The 14,180-nt window shown below is 69.9% G+C and carries 16 protein-coding genes, 1 tRNA gene and 1 pseudogene; 8 read left to right on the forward strand and 10 right to left on the reverse strand.

Annotated elements, in window-relative coordinates; genetic code table 11:
* Positions 1–7 precede the first annotated feature (7 nt).
* Entirely contained in the window at positions 8–523 is a 516-nt protein-coding gene (locus DCE93_RS03240; RefSeq protein ID WP_108594613.1) for an Lrp/AsnC family transcriptional regulator, read from the reverse strand.
* 145 nt (positions 524–668) lie between these two features.
* Between DCE93_RS03240 and ald the strand changes: the two genes are divergently transcribed.
* Entirely contained in the window at positions 669–1,766 is a 1,098-nt protein-coding gene (ald, locus tag DCE93_RS03245) for an alanine dehydrogenase (RefSeq protein WP_108594614.1), read from the forward strand.
* A gap of 27 nt (positions 1,767–1,793) precedes the next feature.
* Here ald and DCE93_RS03250 read toward each other — a convergent pair whose 3' ends face one another.
* Both DCE93_RS03250 and DCE93_RS03255 read right to left on the reverse strand, forming a co-directional pair.
* A complete protein-coding gene (locus DCE93_RS03250) occupies positions 1,794–2,087 on the reverse strand; it encodes a metal-sensitive transcriptional regulator (protein ID WP_205647464.1) in 294 nt (97 codons plus the stop codon).
* Positions 2,084–2,392, reverse strand: a complete 309-nt coding sequence (locus tag DCE93_RS03255; RefSeq protein WP_108594615.1) for a rhodanese-like domain-containing protein — start codon at positions 2,390–2,392, stop codon at positions 2,084–2,086. The genes DCE93_RS03250 and DCE93_RS03255 overlap by 4 nt, the downstream gene beginning before the upstream one ends.
* Positions 2,393–2,565: 173 nt before the next feature.
* On the opposite strand from DCE93_RS03255, the gene DCE93_RS03260 reads away from it, so the two are divergent.
* Complete coding sequence (locus DCE93_RS03260; RefSeq protein WP_420836961.1) at positions 2,566–6,339, forward strand: AAA family ATPase; 3,774 nt, start codon at positions 2,566–2,568, stop codon at positions 6,337–6,339.
* Positions 6,336–6,536, forward strand: a complete 201-nt coding sequence (locus tag DCE93_RS03265) for a hypothetical protein (protein WP_108594617.1) — start codon at positions 6,336–6,338, stop codon at positions 6,534–6,536. The genes DCE93_RS03260 and DCE93_RS03265 overlap by 4 nt, the downstream gene beginning before the upstream one ends.
* A 9-nt stretch (positions 6,537–6,545) precedes the next feature.
* Here the strand turns inward: DCE93_RS03265 and mscL are convergent, their stop codons facing one another.
* Entirely contained in the window at positions 6,546–6,980 is a 435-nt protein-coding gene (mscL, locus tag DCE93_RS03270; RefSeq protein WP_420836962.1) for a large conductance mechanosensitive channel protein MscL, read from the reverse strand.
* Between the two features lie 144 nt (positions 6,981–7,124).
* Between mscL and DCE93_RS14960 the strand changes: the two genes are divergently transcribed.
* Positions 7,125–7,265: a hypothetical protein gene (locus DCE93_RS14960; RefSeq protein ID WP_338027626.1), complete on the forward strand. Its 141-nt coding sequence runs from the start codon at positions 7,125–7,127 to the stop codon at positions 7,263–7,265.
* Positions 7,266–7,327: 62 nt separating this feature from the next.
* Here DCE93_RS14960 and DCE93_RS14965 read toward each other — a convergent pair.
* A pseudogene (locus tag DCE93_RS14965) lies at positions 7,328–7,420 on the reverse strand (FmdB family zinc ribbon protein); the annotation flags it as partial.
* A gap of 42 nt (positions 7,421–7,462) precedes the next feature.
* Positions 7,463–8,041: a 5-formyltetrahydrofolate cyclo-ligase gene (locus DCE93_RS03280; RefSeq protein WP_108594620.1), complete on the reverse strand. Its 579-nt coding sequence runs from the start codon at positions 8,039–8,041 to the stop codon at positions 7,463–7,465.
* 80 nt (positions 8,042–8,121) lie between these two features.
* Here DCE93_RS03280 and galU point away from each other — a divergent pair, with 80 nt between their 5' ends.
* The 4 genes from galU to DCE93_RS03300 all read left to right on the forward strand — a co-directional run bounded on the left by galU (position 8,122) and on the right by DCE93_RS03300 (position 10,908).
* A complete protein-coding gene (gene galU / locus DCE93_RS03285) occupies positions 8,122–9,021 on the forward strand; it encodes a UTP--glucose-1-phosphate uridylyltransferase GalU (RefSeq protein ID WP_108594621.1) in 900 nt (299 codons plus the stop codon).
* Between the two features lie 2 nt (positions 9,022–9,023).
* A complete protein-coding gene (locus DCE93_RS03290; RefSeq protein WP_108594622.1) occupies positions 9,024–9,686 on the forward strand; it encodes a GNAT family N-acetyltransferase in 663 nt (220 codons plus the stop codon).
* A gap of 52 nt (positions 9,687–9,738) precedes the next feature.
* Positions 9,739–10,779 (forward strand): hypothetical protein, encoded by a 1,041-nt coding sequence (locus DCE93_RS03295; RefSeq protein WP_108594623.1) that lies wholly within the window; start codon positions 9,739–9,741, stop codon positions 10,777–10,779.
* A gap of 53 nt (positions 10,780–10,832) precedes the next feature.
* Positions 10,833–10,908: transfer RNA gene (locus DCE93_RS03300), tRNA-Ala, on the forward strand.
* A 178-nt stretch (positions 10,909–11,086) separates the two neighbouring features.
* On the opposite strand, the gene DCE93_RS03305 is transcribed toward DCE93_RS03300, so the two are convergent.
* The 4 genes from DCE93_RS03305 to DCE93_RS03320 form a co-directional block, all read right to left on the reverse strand.
* Positions 11,087–11,818, reverse strand: a complete 732-nt coding sequence (locus tag DCE93_RS03305; RefSeq protein WP_235825301.1) for a DUF981 domain-containing protein — start codon at positions 11,816–11,818, stop codon at positions 11,087–11,089.
* 86 nt (positions 11,819–11,904) lie between these two features.
* Complete coding sequence (locus tag DCE93_RS03310) at positions 11,905–12,870, reverse strand: amidohydrolase family protein (protein WP_108594625.1); 966 nt, start codon at positions 12,868–12,870, stop codon at positions 11,905–11,907.
* Positions 12,867–13,769 carry a fumarylacetoacetate hydrolase family protein gene (locus DCE93_RS03315; RefSeq protein ID WP_108594626.1) on the reverse strand — a complete coding sequence of 301 codons (903 nt, stop codon included), beginning with the start codon at positions 13,767–13,769 and terminating at the stop codon, positions 12,867–12,869. Before DCE93_RS03315 ends, DCE93_RS03310 begins: the two co-directional genes overlap by 4 nt.
* The gene (locus DCE93_RS03320) at positions 13,766–14,173 is read right to left on the reverse strand and encodes a RidA family protein (RefSeq protein WP_108594627.1); all 408 of its coding nucleotides are present in this window, start codon (positions 14,171–14,173) and stop codon (positions 13,766–13,768) included. The genes DCE93_RS03315 and DCE93_RS03320 overlap by 4 nt, the downstream gene beginning before the upstream one ends.
* Positions 14,174–14,180 lie beyond the last annotated feature (7 nt).

Genomic DNA, 14,180 nt, shown 5'->3' on the forward strand with positions numbered 1-14,180 from the left:
GCGACCCTCAGATCACGGCGCGCAGGCCGGCCGACAGCGCGGTGTGGTGCTCGAACACGAGGTTCGTCTCGGTGAGGGCGACGGCCGGGTTGGCCGAGAGGTTCTTCAGCACGAACTGGCGTACGTGGTCGCTGTCGCGCACGCGCACGTGGATGAGGAAGTCTTCAGAGCCGCCGAGGAAGAAGAGCTGGGCGACCTCGGGCTGGGTGCGCAGCTCGTCGGAGATCTGCTCCATCAGGTGCCGGGCGCCCGGCCGGATGCGCACGCTCACGAGCGCCTGCAGGTGGTAGCCGAGGGCCGCTGGGTCGATCTCGGCGGTGTAGCGCACGATGACGCCGCGTTCGCGGAGCGAGCGCACCCGGGCGAGGCAGGTCGACGGTGAGACGCCGACGGCGCGGGCGAGATCGATATTGGGGATGCGGGCGTTCTCGTGCAGTCGGGCGATGATCTGACGGTCGATCGCGTCGAGCACGACGGGCGTGGGCTCGGCGCCGGGTGCGCTGATCTGCGGTGCGTCGGACATCGGAGCATCCTTCATTCGAACGAGTGCAGCGGATCTTGCGATTCTACCGAATTTCATGCGGTTGATCTGTCGGATTCGCGCATACACGGCGAGAATGATGCCACTCATCACCACGAGATTCGGCCCACAGCAATCGGAGCAACCCATGCGCATCGGCGTGCCCGCAGAGATCAAGAACAACGAGTTCCGCGTCGCCATGACGCCGGCCGGGGTGCACGCGCTCGCCGGGCGCGGCCATGAGGTGGCGATCCAGGCCGGCGCGGGCACGGGAGCGGGCTACCTCGACGCCGAGTACGCAGCGGCCGGCGCCTCGATCGTCGCGACCGCCGCAGAGGCGTGGTCGGCCGATCTCGTGCTGAAGGTCAAGGAGCCGATCGCCGCCGAGTACGGCTTCCTCCGTGACGACCTGACCCTCTTCACCTACCTGCACCTCGCGGCCGACCTGCCGCTCACCCGGGCCATCCTCGACTCGGGGGTCACGGCGATCGCCTACGAGACCGTGCAGCTGGCCGACCGATCGCTGCCGCTGCTGACCCCGATGAGCGAGGTCGCCGGTCGGCTCGCGCCCCAGGTCGGCGCCGCCGAGCTGCTCGCGTCGCGGGGCGGGCGCGGCGTGCTCCTCGCGGGCGTGCCCGGCACCTCGCCCGCCAAGGTCGTCGTCATCGGCGGCGGTGTCGCCGGCGAGCAGGCCGCTGCGACCGCGCTCGGCCTCGGCGCCGACGTCACGGTGTTCGACATCTCCCTCCCCAAGCTGCGCGAGATCGACGCCCGATACGACCACCGCATCCACACCCTCGCCTCCTCGCCCTACGAGATCGCGCGGCAGCTGAAAGACGCCGACCTCGTCGTGGGCGCCGTGCTCGTTCCCGGCGCCGCCGCGCCGAAGGTCGTCAGCGACGAGATGGTCGCCGCCATGAAGCCGGGCGCCGTGCTCGTCGACATCGCGATCGACCAGGGCGGATGCTTCGAGGGCTCGCGACCGACCACCCACGCCGAACCGACGTTCCGCGTGCACGACGCCATCTACTACTGCGTCGCCAACATGCCCGGCGCCGTGCCCGCGACCTCGACGCCCGCGCTCACGAACGCGACCCTGCCGTACACGCTGAAGATCGCCGATCTCGGCTGGGAGGCCGCGCTCGCCGCCGACCCGGCGCTCGCCAAGGGACTCAACGCGACGGCCGGCCGTCTCACGAACGAGGGTGTCGCCGCCGCGCACGGCCTCGAACTCGCCGTGCACTGACGGCCGGTCGCGGCCCCGGCGCCTCGTTCAGGAGAGCGTGAGGAAGAGCTTCTCGAGTTCGTCGACGCTCAGTCGCTCCGGGCCATCCGTCGCCCTGGAGTGGTCGGGCGCGGCGAGGCAGTCGCGCATCGCGGTCGAGATGATCGCGAAGCCGGCCTTGTCGAGGGCGCTCGACACGGCCGAGAGCTGCGTCACGACCGTGCGGCAGTCGGCTCCGGACTCGACGGCCTCGATGACGGCGTTGAGCTGACCGCGGGCGCGCTTCAGCCGGTTCGCGATGCGCCGCTGCGTCTCGGCGGTCTCTGCGGTGACGGTCGTCACGATGCGCCGCCGAGGGTGACGGGAAGTCCCGCCCGGTACCACGCGATGATGCCGCCGTCGATGTTCACGGCGTCGATGCCCTGCGCTTCGAGGTACTGCGCGGCCTGCGCGCTGCGACCGCCCGCATGGCAGAGCACGAAGACGGTGGTGTCGCCCGGCACCTCGGCGACCCGTTCGACGAGATCGCCGAGCGGAATGTCGATGGTGCCCTCGATGCGGGCCTGGACGAGCTCGTGCGGCTCGCGCACATCGAGGATGACGGCGTCGGCGATCGCGTGGACGTCGTTCGGGGTGGTGGATCGCACTGAGGCTCCTGTCGGATCGGGTGATGCGGGCTGCTGCCGGGTGCGTCGCTCAGGCGGCCTCGGGTGCCGGAATCATCCCGGCGACGCTATCACGTATACCCTTGGGGTATCCCAACCCGCCCGCGCGCGGCGATGCTCCAAGGAATCCGCGCGATACCACGTATGGTGTCGATGTGCGGCGGCTCGATCGGAATCACGACGAGGAGGACATCCTCGACCCCGAGACCGACGCTGCCGCCGAACAACTGACACCGGATCACATGCGACACGACATCACGAGCCCCAACGGCCTCAGCCTCGGCGACCCGGACCTGGTCGCGGGCAACGTCGCCGAGCCCGCCTGGCGGCGCTGGCACGCCGAGCTCGCCGCCGTCGGGGGCCGCTCACCGCTCGCCCGCTTCGTCGACACCCCGCGCACGCGGATCGAACTCTCGACCACGCACCCCGGCGGACTGCCCCAGTTCATCACGGGCAAGTCCACGCTGCTCTCGAGCCTGATCCGCGACGAGCTCGCCCTCCGCAACGCCAGGCTCGCCGCCGCCGAGATCACCCAGAAGGGCATCGAGCTGCGCTCCGTGCGGGGCATCGAGTCGGTGCACCTCGCGATCGGCCTCGCCTCCTGGCGCAACGCCGGCGAGGAGTTCCTCGCCCCGGTGCTGCTGCGCCCGCTCGCCATCCGCCGCTACGGGCGCGATTTCGAGCTGAAGCTCAAGGGCCAGCCGTTCCTGAACCCCGCCCTCGCCCGCGAGCTCCGCGAGCAGTTCCAGATCACCCTCGACGCCGAGGCCTTCGTCGCGCTCGCGATCACGAACGGCGTCTTCAAGCCGCAACCGGTGATCGACCGGCTCCGCGGCCTCACGAGCCATCTGCCGTGGTTCCACGTGGCGCCGCGGCTCGTCGTCTCCTCGTTCGCCGAGGTCGGCCCGGCGATGGTGACGGATGCCGCGAGGCTCGACCACCCCGTGATCGATGCGATCGCCGGCAATCCGGCGTCACGGGCGGCCGTCCTCGCCGCGACCGGTGAGCGCGTCCGGCCGGTGTCGCAAGACGTGCGGCCGCCGTCGACCGACACGCTGCTGCTCGACGCCGACCCCGAGCAGGAGCAGGTCGTCGCCGAGATCGAGACCGGCACCTCGGTCGTCGTGAAGACGCTGCCCGGCACCGGCGGCACGCAGACGATCGTGAACGCGATCGGCGCGCTCGTCGCCAAAGACAAGCGCGTGCTCGTCGTCGGGGCGCGACGGGCGAGTCTCGACGGCATCGCGCACCGCCTCGGCCAGGTCGGGCTCGGCGGCGCCGCCGTGACGACCGCCGGCCTCCGCCGCGAACTCATCCAATCGATCTCGCGCAATGAGAAGGCCGAGCGCCCGCGGGTGGCCGATGTCGACGACGCGCTCGTGCGCCTCCGCAAGGTGCTGCTCGACTATCGCACGGCGCTCACCCGCCGAGACCCCGAGCTGCGCGTCTCGGTGCTCGACGCGCTCGGCGAACTCGCCCGGCTCGCGCTCGCGCCCGAGTCGCCCTCGACGACGGCGCGACTCGACCATGCGGCACTCGTGGCGCTCGCCGACGGCCGCGACGACGTCGCACGCGACCTCGCCCGCGCCGCCGAACTCGGCGAGTTCCGCTACGGCCCCGGCGATTCGCCGTGGTACGGCGCCTCGTTCACCTCCTCCGCCGAGGCGACGGGTGCGCACGACCTCGCGAAACGACTCTCGACGGCCGAACTGCCCCGACTGCTCGGCCGCGGCCGCGCCCTGATCGCCCAGACCCGCCTGCGCGAGTTCGAGTCGGTTGCCGAGCTCGGCGTGTTCCTGCGATTGCTGCTCGACGTGCGCGAGACGCTCGACCGCTTCCAGCCCTCCGTCTTCGACCGGCCGCTCGGCGAGCTCATCGCGGCGACCTCGTCGCGCCGTGACTCGCCCGGCATGTCGGGCGCCAACCGTCGTCGTCTGCGCCGGCACGCGCTCGAGTTCGTGCGGCCCGGCGTGCACGTCTCCGATCTCAACGCGGCGCTCCGCGGCATCCAGCAGCAGCGCACGCTCTGGCAGCGCTACTCCGAAGCGGGCGCGATCCCCGGCGTGCCGGTCGGCATCGACGACGTGCACGTCGCCTACCAGCACGTCGCGACCGACCTCGCCGCGCTCGACGCGCCGCTCGGCATCGTCGGCACGCCCCGGCAGCTCGCCGCGAGACCGGTTCGAGAGCTCACCTCGACGCTCGCCGGACTCGCCGCCGAGTCCGAGGTGCTCACCAACCTGCAGGAACGCACCGCGGTGCTCGGCCGACTCCGCGACCTCGGCCTCGACCCGCTGCTGCTCGACCTCGCCAAGCGCCACGTGCCCGAGCGCGCCGTCGCCGCCGAGCTCGAGCTCGCCTGGTGGCAGTCGGTGCTCGAGTCGGTGCTGGCGAGCGAGAAGGCGCTGCTCGGTGCCAACACGACCGTGCTCGACCGGCTCGAGGGCGACTTCCGGCTCGTCGACGAGGCGCATGCCTCGGCAGCGGGCCCTCAGCTCGCGTGGCGCCTCGCCGAGAACTGGAAGGTCGCGCTCGTCGACCACCCCGACGAGGCGGGCCGGCTGAAGCGGATGCTCCGTGGCGACCGCGTGCGCCCCGAGGCGCTGCACGCCGAGACGCCGCACCTCTTCCGTGCGCTTGCGCCGGTGTGGCTGGCCTCGCCCTACGACGTCGCCGCGATCGACGACTCGATCGTGTTCGACACCGTGATCCTCGTCGACGCCGGGGCCACGAGCATCGCCGAGAACCTCGGCGCGATCCGGCGGGCGAAGCAGGTCGTCGCGTTCGGCGATCCCGTCACCCAGACGCCGACGCTCTTCGAGGCCGGCATCGACGACGTCGAGCAGTCGGGGGCTCCGGTGACCGAGCACGGGGTCGACGCCCTGCACGCGGACTCTGCGCTCGCCCGTCTCGGCGAGCTGTTGCCGACGCTCACCCTGACGCGAAGCTATCGTGCGGGCGGCGAAGACCTCGCCGAGCTCGTCAACAACCGCTTCTACGCCGGCCGCATCGTCTCACTGCCGTGGGCTGGCAGCTTCCTCGGCCATGGCAGCCTCGGTCTGCACTACGTCACCGGCAACGGCCTGCCCGACTCCGTCACGGGCACCGTCGAGTCGATCGACTCCGAGGTCGCCAAGGTCGTCGAACTCGTCATGGAGCACGCCGTCAAGCGCCCGCGCGAGTCGCTCATGGTGATCACCGCGAGCACGAAGCACGCGGCCCGAGTGCACCAGTCGGTGCTCGCGGCCTTCGCCAAGCGCACCGACCTCTCCGACTTCATCCTGAAGGATCGCGCCGAGCCGTTCACGGTGCTCACGCTCGAGCAGGCCGTCGCCCAGAGCCGCGATCGGGTGATCTTCTCCGTCGGATACGGCCGCACCCCGCACGGACGCCTGCTCTCGAACTTCGGCTCGCTCGGCGAGCCCGGGGGCGATCGCCTGCTCGCCGTCGGCATGACCAGGGCCCGGCGTTCGATGGACCTCGTCTCGGCGTTCCGGCCCGAAGACATCGACGAAGACCGCCAGAGCCACGGCGTGCTCGCCCTCGCGAACGTGCTCTCGCAGACCGAGGAGCGCGCAGCAGGCCCAGGGGCGACCGGTGAGGCGAGCTCGATGCTGCACGACCTCGCCGCGCGGCTCGAGCGGCGCGGCATCCGGGTGAGCGTCGGGCACCGTGGCCGTCTCGCCCTCGCGGCAGCGAACGCCGGCAAGGCCGTCGTCGTCGAGACCGACGATTCGCTCGCCGGACTCAGCCTGCGCGAATCGCTGCGGCTGCGTCCCGACGTGCTGCGCCGGCTTGGCTGGCACTACCTGCGGGTGCACAGCTTCGAACTGTTCGGCGATCCCGATGCGGTGGCCTCGCGCGTCGCGTCACTGCTCGGCCGGCCCGAGGTCGATCGACCGGCGGATGCCGCGGCCGCACGCCGATGACCGAGGAACCACGTCAGCGCGTCGAACGCGCCGGGGGTCGGGCGCGCCGGGCGCGGCTCACGCCGGCACCGGGTTCCGACCCGTCACCGGAGCGGCCCGTGCCGGGCGACGACGAGGCCGCTCCGCCGAAGCGGAAGCGCGCGGCATCCGCCGACGATGACCGCATCAGCCGCGAACGGCCCCCGCACTGGGGCTGAGCTGCACGCTCAGAGTTGCTGGTGCTTGCCGCCCACGGGCTCGCCCACTGCGCCGCGCTGCTCGACGAGCAGGTCGCGGATCTGGCCGAGGAGCACGAGTTCGGTCTCGGCTTCGGGCTCGCCCGCATCGGCAGATCCGCCGCGCTTCAGACGATCTTCGGCGTGCTTCTTCATGGTGTTGATCGGCAGCACGAAGACGAAGTACACGACGGCGGCGACGATCACGAAGGTGAGGACCGCGCCGATGACCGCCCCGAACTTCACCTCGGCGAAGCTGCCGTCGACCGTCGGGATCTTCCACACGAACGCGCCGTCGAGGCTGTCGGCCTTGAAGATGGCGCCGATCAGCGGGTCGAAGATGTTGGTCACCAGCGAGTTGACGACCGCCGTGAACGCGGCGCCGATGACGACCGCGACGGCGAGATCGATGACGTTGCCCCGCATGATGAAATCCCGAAAACCCTTGAGCACTGCCCCTCCTCGGCTCGTGTCGCCCACTCGGCGACCTATGCCACGCTAGCCGACGAACTTCCGCCGGCTGAGGAACCGCCGCCGGATGATCCCGAACCGGAGGACTTCGACGACCCGGTGCTCGACGACCCCGAGCTCGACGACCCGGAGCTCGACGACCCGGAGCTCGACGACCCGGAGCTCGACGACCCGGAGGAGGAGCCCGAGTCGCTCGACTTCTTCGACTCCGGCGAGCCGCCGCGCGAGTCGGTGCGGTAGAAGCCGGAGCCGTTGAAGGTCACGCCGATCGTGTTGAAGAGCTTGCGCAGCTTGCCGCCGCACACCTCGCAGACCGTCAACGTGTCGTCGGTGAATGCCTGGTGGATGTCGAAGGCGTTGTCGCACTCGGTGCAACGGTACGAATAGGTGGGCATGGAGCTTCTTCCGATTTCGGGCGACGCGCCGGCAGGAGCCGGTCAGAACGCGATGATGCGCGTGGGTGTCACGACGCCGTTGACGGGCTGATCGTGCACCTCACGCGGCACGGTCTCGACGAACTCGCTGTCGAAGACCACGGCGTACACCGGAGGACATTTTCCCATCGAACCGAGGGTCTTGTCGAAATAGCCCCGTCCCCAGCCGAGCCGCATGCCCGTCGCGTCGATGGCCGCGGCCGGCACGACGATGAGGTCGACGTCGTTGATCGCCATCGGCCCGAGCAGCTCGCCCACCGCTTCGGGGGCGCCGAAGAGGCCGAGGGTCTCGGTCTCCTCTTCGCCGACGGTCCAGTCGAGCAGGCCGTCTTCACGCGTGACCGGGAACAGCACGCGGATGCCGCGGGCCTCCGCCCAGCTCACGAACGGCCGCGTGTCGGGCTCCGTCGGCATCGAGAGGTAGCACGACAGGCTCGTCGCCTCGGTCGAACCGATGAGCTCTTCAAGACGGGCTGTGATGCCCTCGGTCGCCAGTTCCCGTTCACGGGCCGACATGTTCTGCCGACGCTCGCGGAGCTCGGCGCGGAGCACGCGCTTCTGGACATCCGGATCCTCGGGCATGGCACACATCCTAGGCGGATGCGGCACCGCGCGTTCCGGCCTCCGCGTGCTCGGCCGCATCGACCGTTACGCTGAATCTCATGAGCCAACGGATCACTAAGGCAGTCATTCCCGCGGCCGGGCTCGGAACGCGATTCCTCCCGGCGACGAAGGCGATGCCGAAGGAGATGCTGCCGGTGGTCGACAAGCCGGCCATCCAGTACGTCGTCGAAGAGGCCGTGGAGGCGGGGCTCACCGACATCCTCATGGTGACCGGTCGCAACAAGAACGCGCTCGAGAACCACTTCGACCGCGTGGCCGAGCTCGAGGCCACGCTCGAGGCGAAGGGCGACACGGCCAAGCTCGCGAAGGTCAACGAGTCGACCCAGCTCGCCGACGTGCACTACGTGCGCCAGGGCGACCCGCTCGGTCTCGGCCACGCCGTGCACCGGGCGAAGATGCACGTCGGCCAGGAGCCCTTCGCCGTGCTGCTCGGCGACGACATCATCGACGCCCGCGACATCCTGCTCACTCGAATGCTCGACGAGCAGGGGGCGAGGGATGCCTCGATCGTCGCGCTGCTCGAGGTCGACCCCGATTCGATCCACCTCTACGGCGCCGCCGCGGTCGAGCCGACCGACGACCCCGATGTCGTGCGCATCACCGGCATGGTCGAGAAGCCGGCGAAAGAGGTCGCACCGTCCAACTACGCCGTCATCGGCCGGTACGTGCTGAAGCCCGAGGTCTTCGACATCCTCGAGCAGACCCCGCCCGGCAAGGGCGGCGAGATCCAGCTGACCGATGCCCTCATGACCATGGCGAGCGACGTCGAGGGCACGGGCGGCGTCTACGGGGTCATCTTCCGCGGTCGGCGCTACGACACGGGCGACAAGCTCGACTACATCAAGGCCGTCATCCAGCTCGCCGCCGACCGTGACGACCTCGGACCCGAACTGCGCCCGTGGCTCGTCGAGTACGCGGCAGGACTCGATACAGTCTGAGCATGCCCGCAGTCGCCGTTCCCACCCTGCGCGACGGCGACGTCACGCTGCGACCGATCCGAGTGCGCGACGCGAAACCCCTCGAGCGCGTGCTGCTCGCCAATCGCGGCTGGCTCCGCCAGTGGGAGGCGACGTATCCGGGCGGCGGGTCGGTCATCGACACCCGTTCCAGCATCCGCAACCTGCTGGCGCACGCCCGCACCGGCCATGCCCTTCCCTTCATCGTCGAGGTCGACGGTCGGCTCGTCGGTCAGCTGAACGTCTCGTCGATCACCTTCGGTTCGCTCTCCTCGGCGACGATCGGCTACTGGGTCGCGCACGACGTCGCGGGGCGAGGCATCATCCCGACCGCCGTCGCGCTCGCGACCGACTACTGCTTCGGCGTGCTGCGGTTGCACCGCATGGAGATCTGCATCCGTCCCGAGAACGGACCGTCGCTTCGGGTGGTCGAGAAGCTCGGCTTCCGGTACGAGGGGCTCCGGCGGCGCTTCATCCACATCAACGGTGCGTGGAGCGACCACTTCGCGTTCGCGCTGGTGTCCGAAGAGGTGCCTCAGGGGGTGCTCCGACGGTGGCAGGACGGCCGCGTGCCCGAGGGGCTCGCACGGGTCAACGCCGAAGACCGTGCGGCATCCGCGCACCCTCTCCCGCTGCCCGATCGGTGAACACGCGGGCGTCGAGCACGGCCAATGGCGGGCAGTGACCTAGCGTTGTCCCATGGACGTGATCGGTGGGGGGCTGCTGGTGGCTGTGGCCGCCGCGCTGTGGATCGCGTACCTCCTGCCGAACTGGCTGCGACGTCGTCAGTACCTCGCGACCGAGCGCAACGCCGTGCGACTCCAGCAGACCCTCCGCATCCTCGCGGAGACCGCCGAGACGCCCGAGCCGGTGCGGGTCGAGGCGACGGCTCGCGAGGTGGCCGCGCAGCAGCGCATCCTCCAGCAGCGCGAGGCGACGGCCCGCTTGGCGGCAGAGGCGGCCGAGCAGGAGGCGTACGCCGAGCGTCGCGCCGCTGAACATGCAGCGGATGCCGCACGCCAACGCGTGGCCGCGGTGCGCGCCACCGTCACCGAACCGATCGCCGTCGTGCACGGGGCCGCGGTCGGAGCGACCCGCCCTGCGGCTCGCACGGGCACCGCGGCATCCGCCACGTCGCGGCGCACCCTTCGACGCAAGCGCGCCCTCTGCTCGCTCGTGCTGCTCGTCTCACTGATCGCGGTCATCGCGGGTGGCATCGCCGCCGCGTTCGGCGCGCCGCTCATCGTGCCGGTGGCCGGGGCCCTCGGTGTCGTGGTGGCGATCGCCGGCGTGGCCAGGCTCGCTCGGGTGCGCCCGGTCGTGGCCTCGGCGGCGCTGCCCGCAGCTCCGGTCGAGGAGCGTCCGCTCGAGCCGATCGAGCTCGCCGAGGCCGACTCGCCGGCCGATGGCTGGATGCCGCGACCGCTGCCTCGGCCGCTGCACCTCTCGCGCGGCACGATCGCCGCCACGGCGATGGCCTCCATCGAAGCGGCGGCAGAGCTGAAGCGAGCCGAGATCGGCGACGACATCGCGCGACGGGCGGCTGAGCTCGAGCCCGAGGTGCCCGCCATCACACCGGCGGTGGCGACCGTGGCATCCGGCTACCGAGCTCGGCAGCCCGCGGCAGAGCGCGGTACCGCCGCTGCGAGCCCGTATTCCAGCATGGGGATCATCGACGATGCTCAGCCAGGCTTCGAGGATCTCGACGCCGTGCTGCGCCGTCGCCGCCAGGCCGGCTGACGGCGGCGCTGGTCTGAGCCACCGTTCGCGAGATGATAGGCTCGTTCTCGCTCGGGCCCATGGCGCAGTTGGTAGCGCGTCTCGTTCGCAATGAGAAGGTCGGGGGTTCGAATCCCCCTGGGTCCACCAAACGGTTCACGATCTCGCCGTGCCCGATGCGCGAAGCTTGATTCCCCCGCGCGGAGTCGCCTCGCTCGTCTCGCGCCGAAAACGACAGCGTCGAGTCGGGCGATCTCATCGCCCAACTCGACGCTCCTGAGGGTCCCGGCAGTGACTCGATTCCTCGGTCGCAGCCGGGTGCCGCGGGTCACCCCATGGTGTTGATGATGAGCCCGATGTGCGTGAAGAAGTTGAGGGCGCCGAAGAGCAGGAAGGCGAGGCCCGTGAGCGCCCAGACGAGTGCCACGACCCGCTGGAGCAGCGTGGTCGGGCGGCGGTCTTCGACCGAGCGGAGGGTGAAGGGGAACAGCACGGCACCGAGACCGACGCCCGCGAACAACGCCGACATGAACAACGTCTCGATCCACGGGTAGTTCGAGAGCGAACCCGAGATGGGCTCCTCCGGCGGGGCGGCGAAGAGCTGGAAGATGACGCCCGCGAACGCGATCGCGATCAGCGACAGACCCATTCCGATGATGAAGATCGAGAGGGGCCGGAACGCCGCCGCGACGGTACCCGCCGCGTTCCCGGAGTCGGCGATCTCGTCTCGCCGGCGCCAGAGGTAGAACGCCGCCGCGAGAAGGAGGACACCGAAGCCGAGGCTCGTCTCACCGAAGATGATGTTGTCGAAGGGGAAGTACGTCGCGAACGGCCACGTGAGCGTCATGTGGAGGCCGGTTGCGAACAGGATCACGCCCGGAACGGCGAACGAGAGCGACCATGCATCAGCCCGAATGGGTGCAGCGGTCCGGGTGAGGGACCAGCCGAACCAGACGATCGTCAGCAGGCCGGCACCCGCAGCGACCGACATGATGGTGTTGTAGGTGATCATGTGCGTCCAGTCGATCTGGAGCCCTGCCGGGACAGTGTTTGCCAGCATTTCCTTGCCTTTCAATTTGCTTGCCTTTCGGCGTTGGATCGCGCGCGGACACGCCCACCATCAGGTGGACGTGTTCGTGGCCCGGCTTACGCCGAGCCGCGCGACAGTCGGTGGCCGAGGTAGTCGTCGGCATTCGTCCCCGCGATGCGCGAGGCGTGCTCGGGGATCGCATCCCGAGCATGGGCGAGTGGATCGTCGTACCCCATCGGAAACGGCCAATCCGAACCCAGGAGCAGGTGGTCCGTTCCGAACACTCCGGCAGCCAGCCTGAGTGCGCCTTCGTCGTGCGTGAGGCAGTCGCTCCACAGCCCGCGCGCCTGCGCGCGGAGGTCGATGTCCTCGGGCACCCCCGGCCTGCGGGAGCGCACACCCTGCTGAAGCCTGCCGAGCAGCGCGGGCAGGGTGCCGCCGCCGTGGACGAGTGCGATCCGAAGTCCGGGGTACGACGAGAGCACCTCACCCAGAAGGAGCTGCGAGGCGGCGATGGCGGTCTCGTGGGGATTGCCGATGAGATTGTGAAGGTACGCGTCGTCCAACCGCGTGTCGGGGCTTCCTCCCGGGTGCAGCAGCAACGGAATGTCGAGCTCCACCAGTCGACTCCAGACGGGTCGCAGCCGAGGATCCGCGAGCGAGACCGACCTTCCGCCGGCGGCCGCGGTGAACCCGACAGGGTGTTCCGACGCCGCGAGGCGGTCGAGCTCTTCTCGAGCGACCTCGGGGTGCTCGAAGGGAAGGTATCCGAGTGCGTCCAGTCGCGGGTGTTCCACGAGTTGCGCGAAGAGGGCATCGTTCACCGATCGAGCCCACGAACGGGCCGAGGGTTCGTCGAGCCCCTGCCGGTAGAGGGGAGGCGGGATGGAGACGAGCGCACGATCCAGGCCGGCGGTGTCGAGCCACGCCGCGAGGGCGTCGGGCCGGTAGATGACGGCGGGCCCCGCGGCATGATCCGCCACGAGCAGACGGCCGTTCGCGTCGACCGAGAGCCCCGCCGCAGCGGCGTCCGCGGCGCCGACCGTGGGAACGAGGTGCGTGTGGACGTCGGTGCCCGTCACTGCACACCGCCCGTCACGTACTCGGTGAGCGACGCACGGGTGATCACGTTTCGCAGGGCGCCCAGTCCGCTCACCGACGACACGAGCACGTCGCCGTCCTTGAGGAAGATCTGGGGTTCGCGAGCGTTCCCGATTCCGGACGGCGTCCCGGTGAGGATGACGTCCCCGGCGCGGAGCGTCATGCCGCGGCTGAGCTCGCTGATGATCCGAGGAATGGAGAATGCCATCTGGCTCGTGCTCGCGGCCTGCAACCGCTCGCCGTTCAGCGAGAACTCGAGCTCCAGCCCTGCGTCGAGGTCGACTTCGTCGACCGTCGTCAGCCACGGCCCGAGGGGGAGCGAGCCGTCGATGCTCTTGCCCTTCAGCCACTGCCCGCCGTGCGCCCGCTGCAGGTCGCGCTGCGAGACGTCGTTGGCGACCAGGAGTCCCGCGATGTGATCGAGCGCGCGATCCTCGGGGATCGAGCGGCCGTCCGTGCCGATGACGAGGGCGAGTTCGACCTCGTAGTCCCACTTCTCGGAGAGCTCGGGATCCCACGGCACCGGATCCACCGGCCCGAGGACCGTGCCGGGTCCCTTCGTGAAGAAGGTCGGATGGAGCGGACGGTCGGCAGGGTCCTGTCCCTCGCGTTTGCCCTTCGATTCCTCGAAGTGGTCCCAGTAGTTCCATCCGGTGCAGAGGATGTCCCGGTTGAACCTGGTGATCGGGCTGAGGATCTCGAGGTCGTCCGAGTCGACCGGAACGCCCGCGGCGATCGCCTCGTCGAGCGCGGTGCGCACAGCAGGCAGACGCACGAGGTCGTCGGGTGTCGGCGCGCCGAGCGGCAGCAGGACGTACCCGTCCTCGGTGACGGCGAAGGTGCGCACGACGCCGTCGTGCCGCGCTCGACCGATTCTCATGCGCGGTTCTCTGAGATGACGGCGATCGCGTTGATCTCGATCAGATAGTCCTTGTTGACGAACTTCGAGACCTCGACCATCGTCGACGCCGGTGCCACACCCGTGAAGTACTGGCGACGCACGGCGTGGATCGCCTCGAAGTCCTCCATGTTGCGAACGTAGACGTCGACCCGTGCGATGTCGTCGAGCGTTCCGCCCGCGGCCTCGACGGCAGCCGAGAGGTTCTGGCACACCTGGTGCGTCTGGGCGGTGATGTCGCCGACCCCGGTGACGCCGCCGTGCACGTTGCGCGCCGTCATGCCCGAGATGAAGACGAGGGTTCCTTCGGCTCGTGCGCTCGTCGCCTGTGCGAAATGACCGTTGGGCTGCGCCAGTGCGGCTGAGCGGACTTCTGACTTCGACATGAGTGAT

Source organism: Agromyces badenianii (assembly GCF_003070885.1).
Taxonomy (GTDB): Bacteria; Actinomycetota; Actinomycetes; order Actinomycetales; family Microbacteriaceae; genus Agromyces; species Agromyces badenianii.

Excerpts from the sequence above, each read along its gene's own strand:
- DCE93_RS03240 (WP_108594613.1), bottom strand. The coding sequence starts at position 523 with ATGTCCGACGCACCGCAGATCAGCGCACCCGGCGCCGAGCCCACGCCC.
- ald (WP_108594614.1), top strand. The coding sequence starts at position 669 with ATGCGCATCGGCGTGCCCGCAGAGATCAAGAACAACGAGTTCCGCGTC.
- DCE93_RS03265 (WP_108594617.1), top strand. The coding sequence starts at position 6,336 with ATGACCGAGGAACCACGTCAGCGCGTCGAACGCGCCGGGGGTCGGGCG.
- mscL (WP_420836962.1), bottom strand. The coding sequence starts at position 6,980 with ATGCGGGGCAACGTCATCGATCTCGCCGTCGCGGTCGTCATCGGCGCC.
- DCE93_RS03280 (WP_108594620.1), bottom strand. The coding sequence starts at position 8,041 with ATGCCCGAGGATCCGGATGTCCAGAAGCGCGTGCTCCGCGCCGAGCTC.
- galU (WP_108594621.1), top strand. The coding sequence starts at position 8,122 with ATGAGCCAACGGATCACTAAGGCAGTCATTCCCGCGGCCGGGCTCGGA.
- DCE93_RS03290 (WP_108594622.1), top strand. The coding sequence starts at position 9,024 with ATGCCCGCAGTCGCCGTTCCCACCCTGCGCGACGGCGACGTCACGCTG.
- DCE93_RS03295 (WP_108594623.1), top strand. The coding sequence starts at position 9,739 with ATGGACGTGATCGGTGGGGGGCTGCTGGTGGCTGTGGCCGCCGCGCTG.
- DCE93_RS03305 (WP_235825301.1), bottom strand. The coding sequence starts at position 11,818 with ATGCTGGCAAACACTGTCCCGGCAGGGCTCCAGATCGACTGGACGCAC.
- DCE93_RS03315 (WP_108594626.1), bottom strand. The coding sequence starts at position 13,769 with ATGAGAATCGGTCGAGCGCGGCACGACGGCGTCGTGCGCACCTTCGCC.
- DCE93_RS03320 (WP_108594627.1), bottom strand. The coding sequence starts at position 14,173 with ATGTCGAAGTCAGAAGTCCGCTCAGCCGCACTGGCGCAGCCCAACGGT.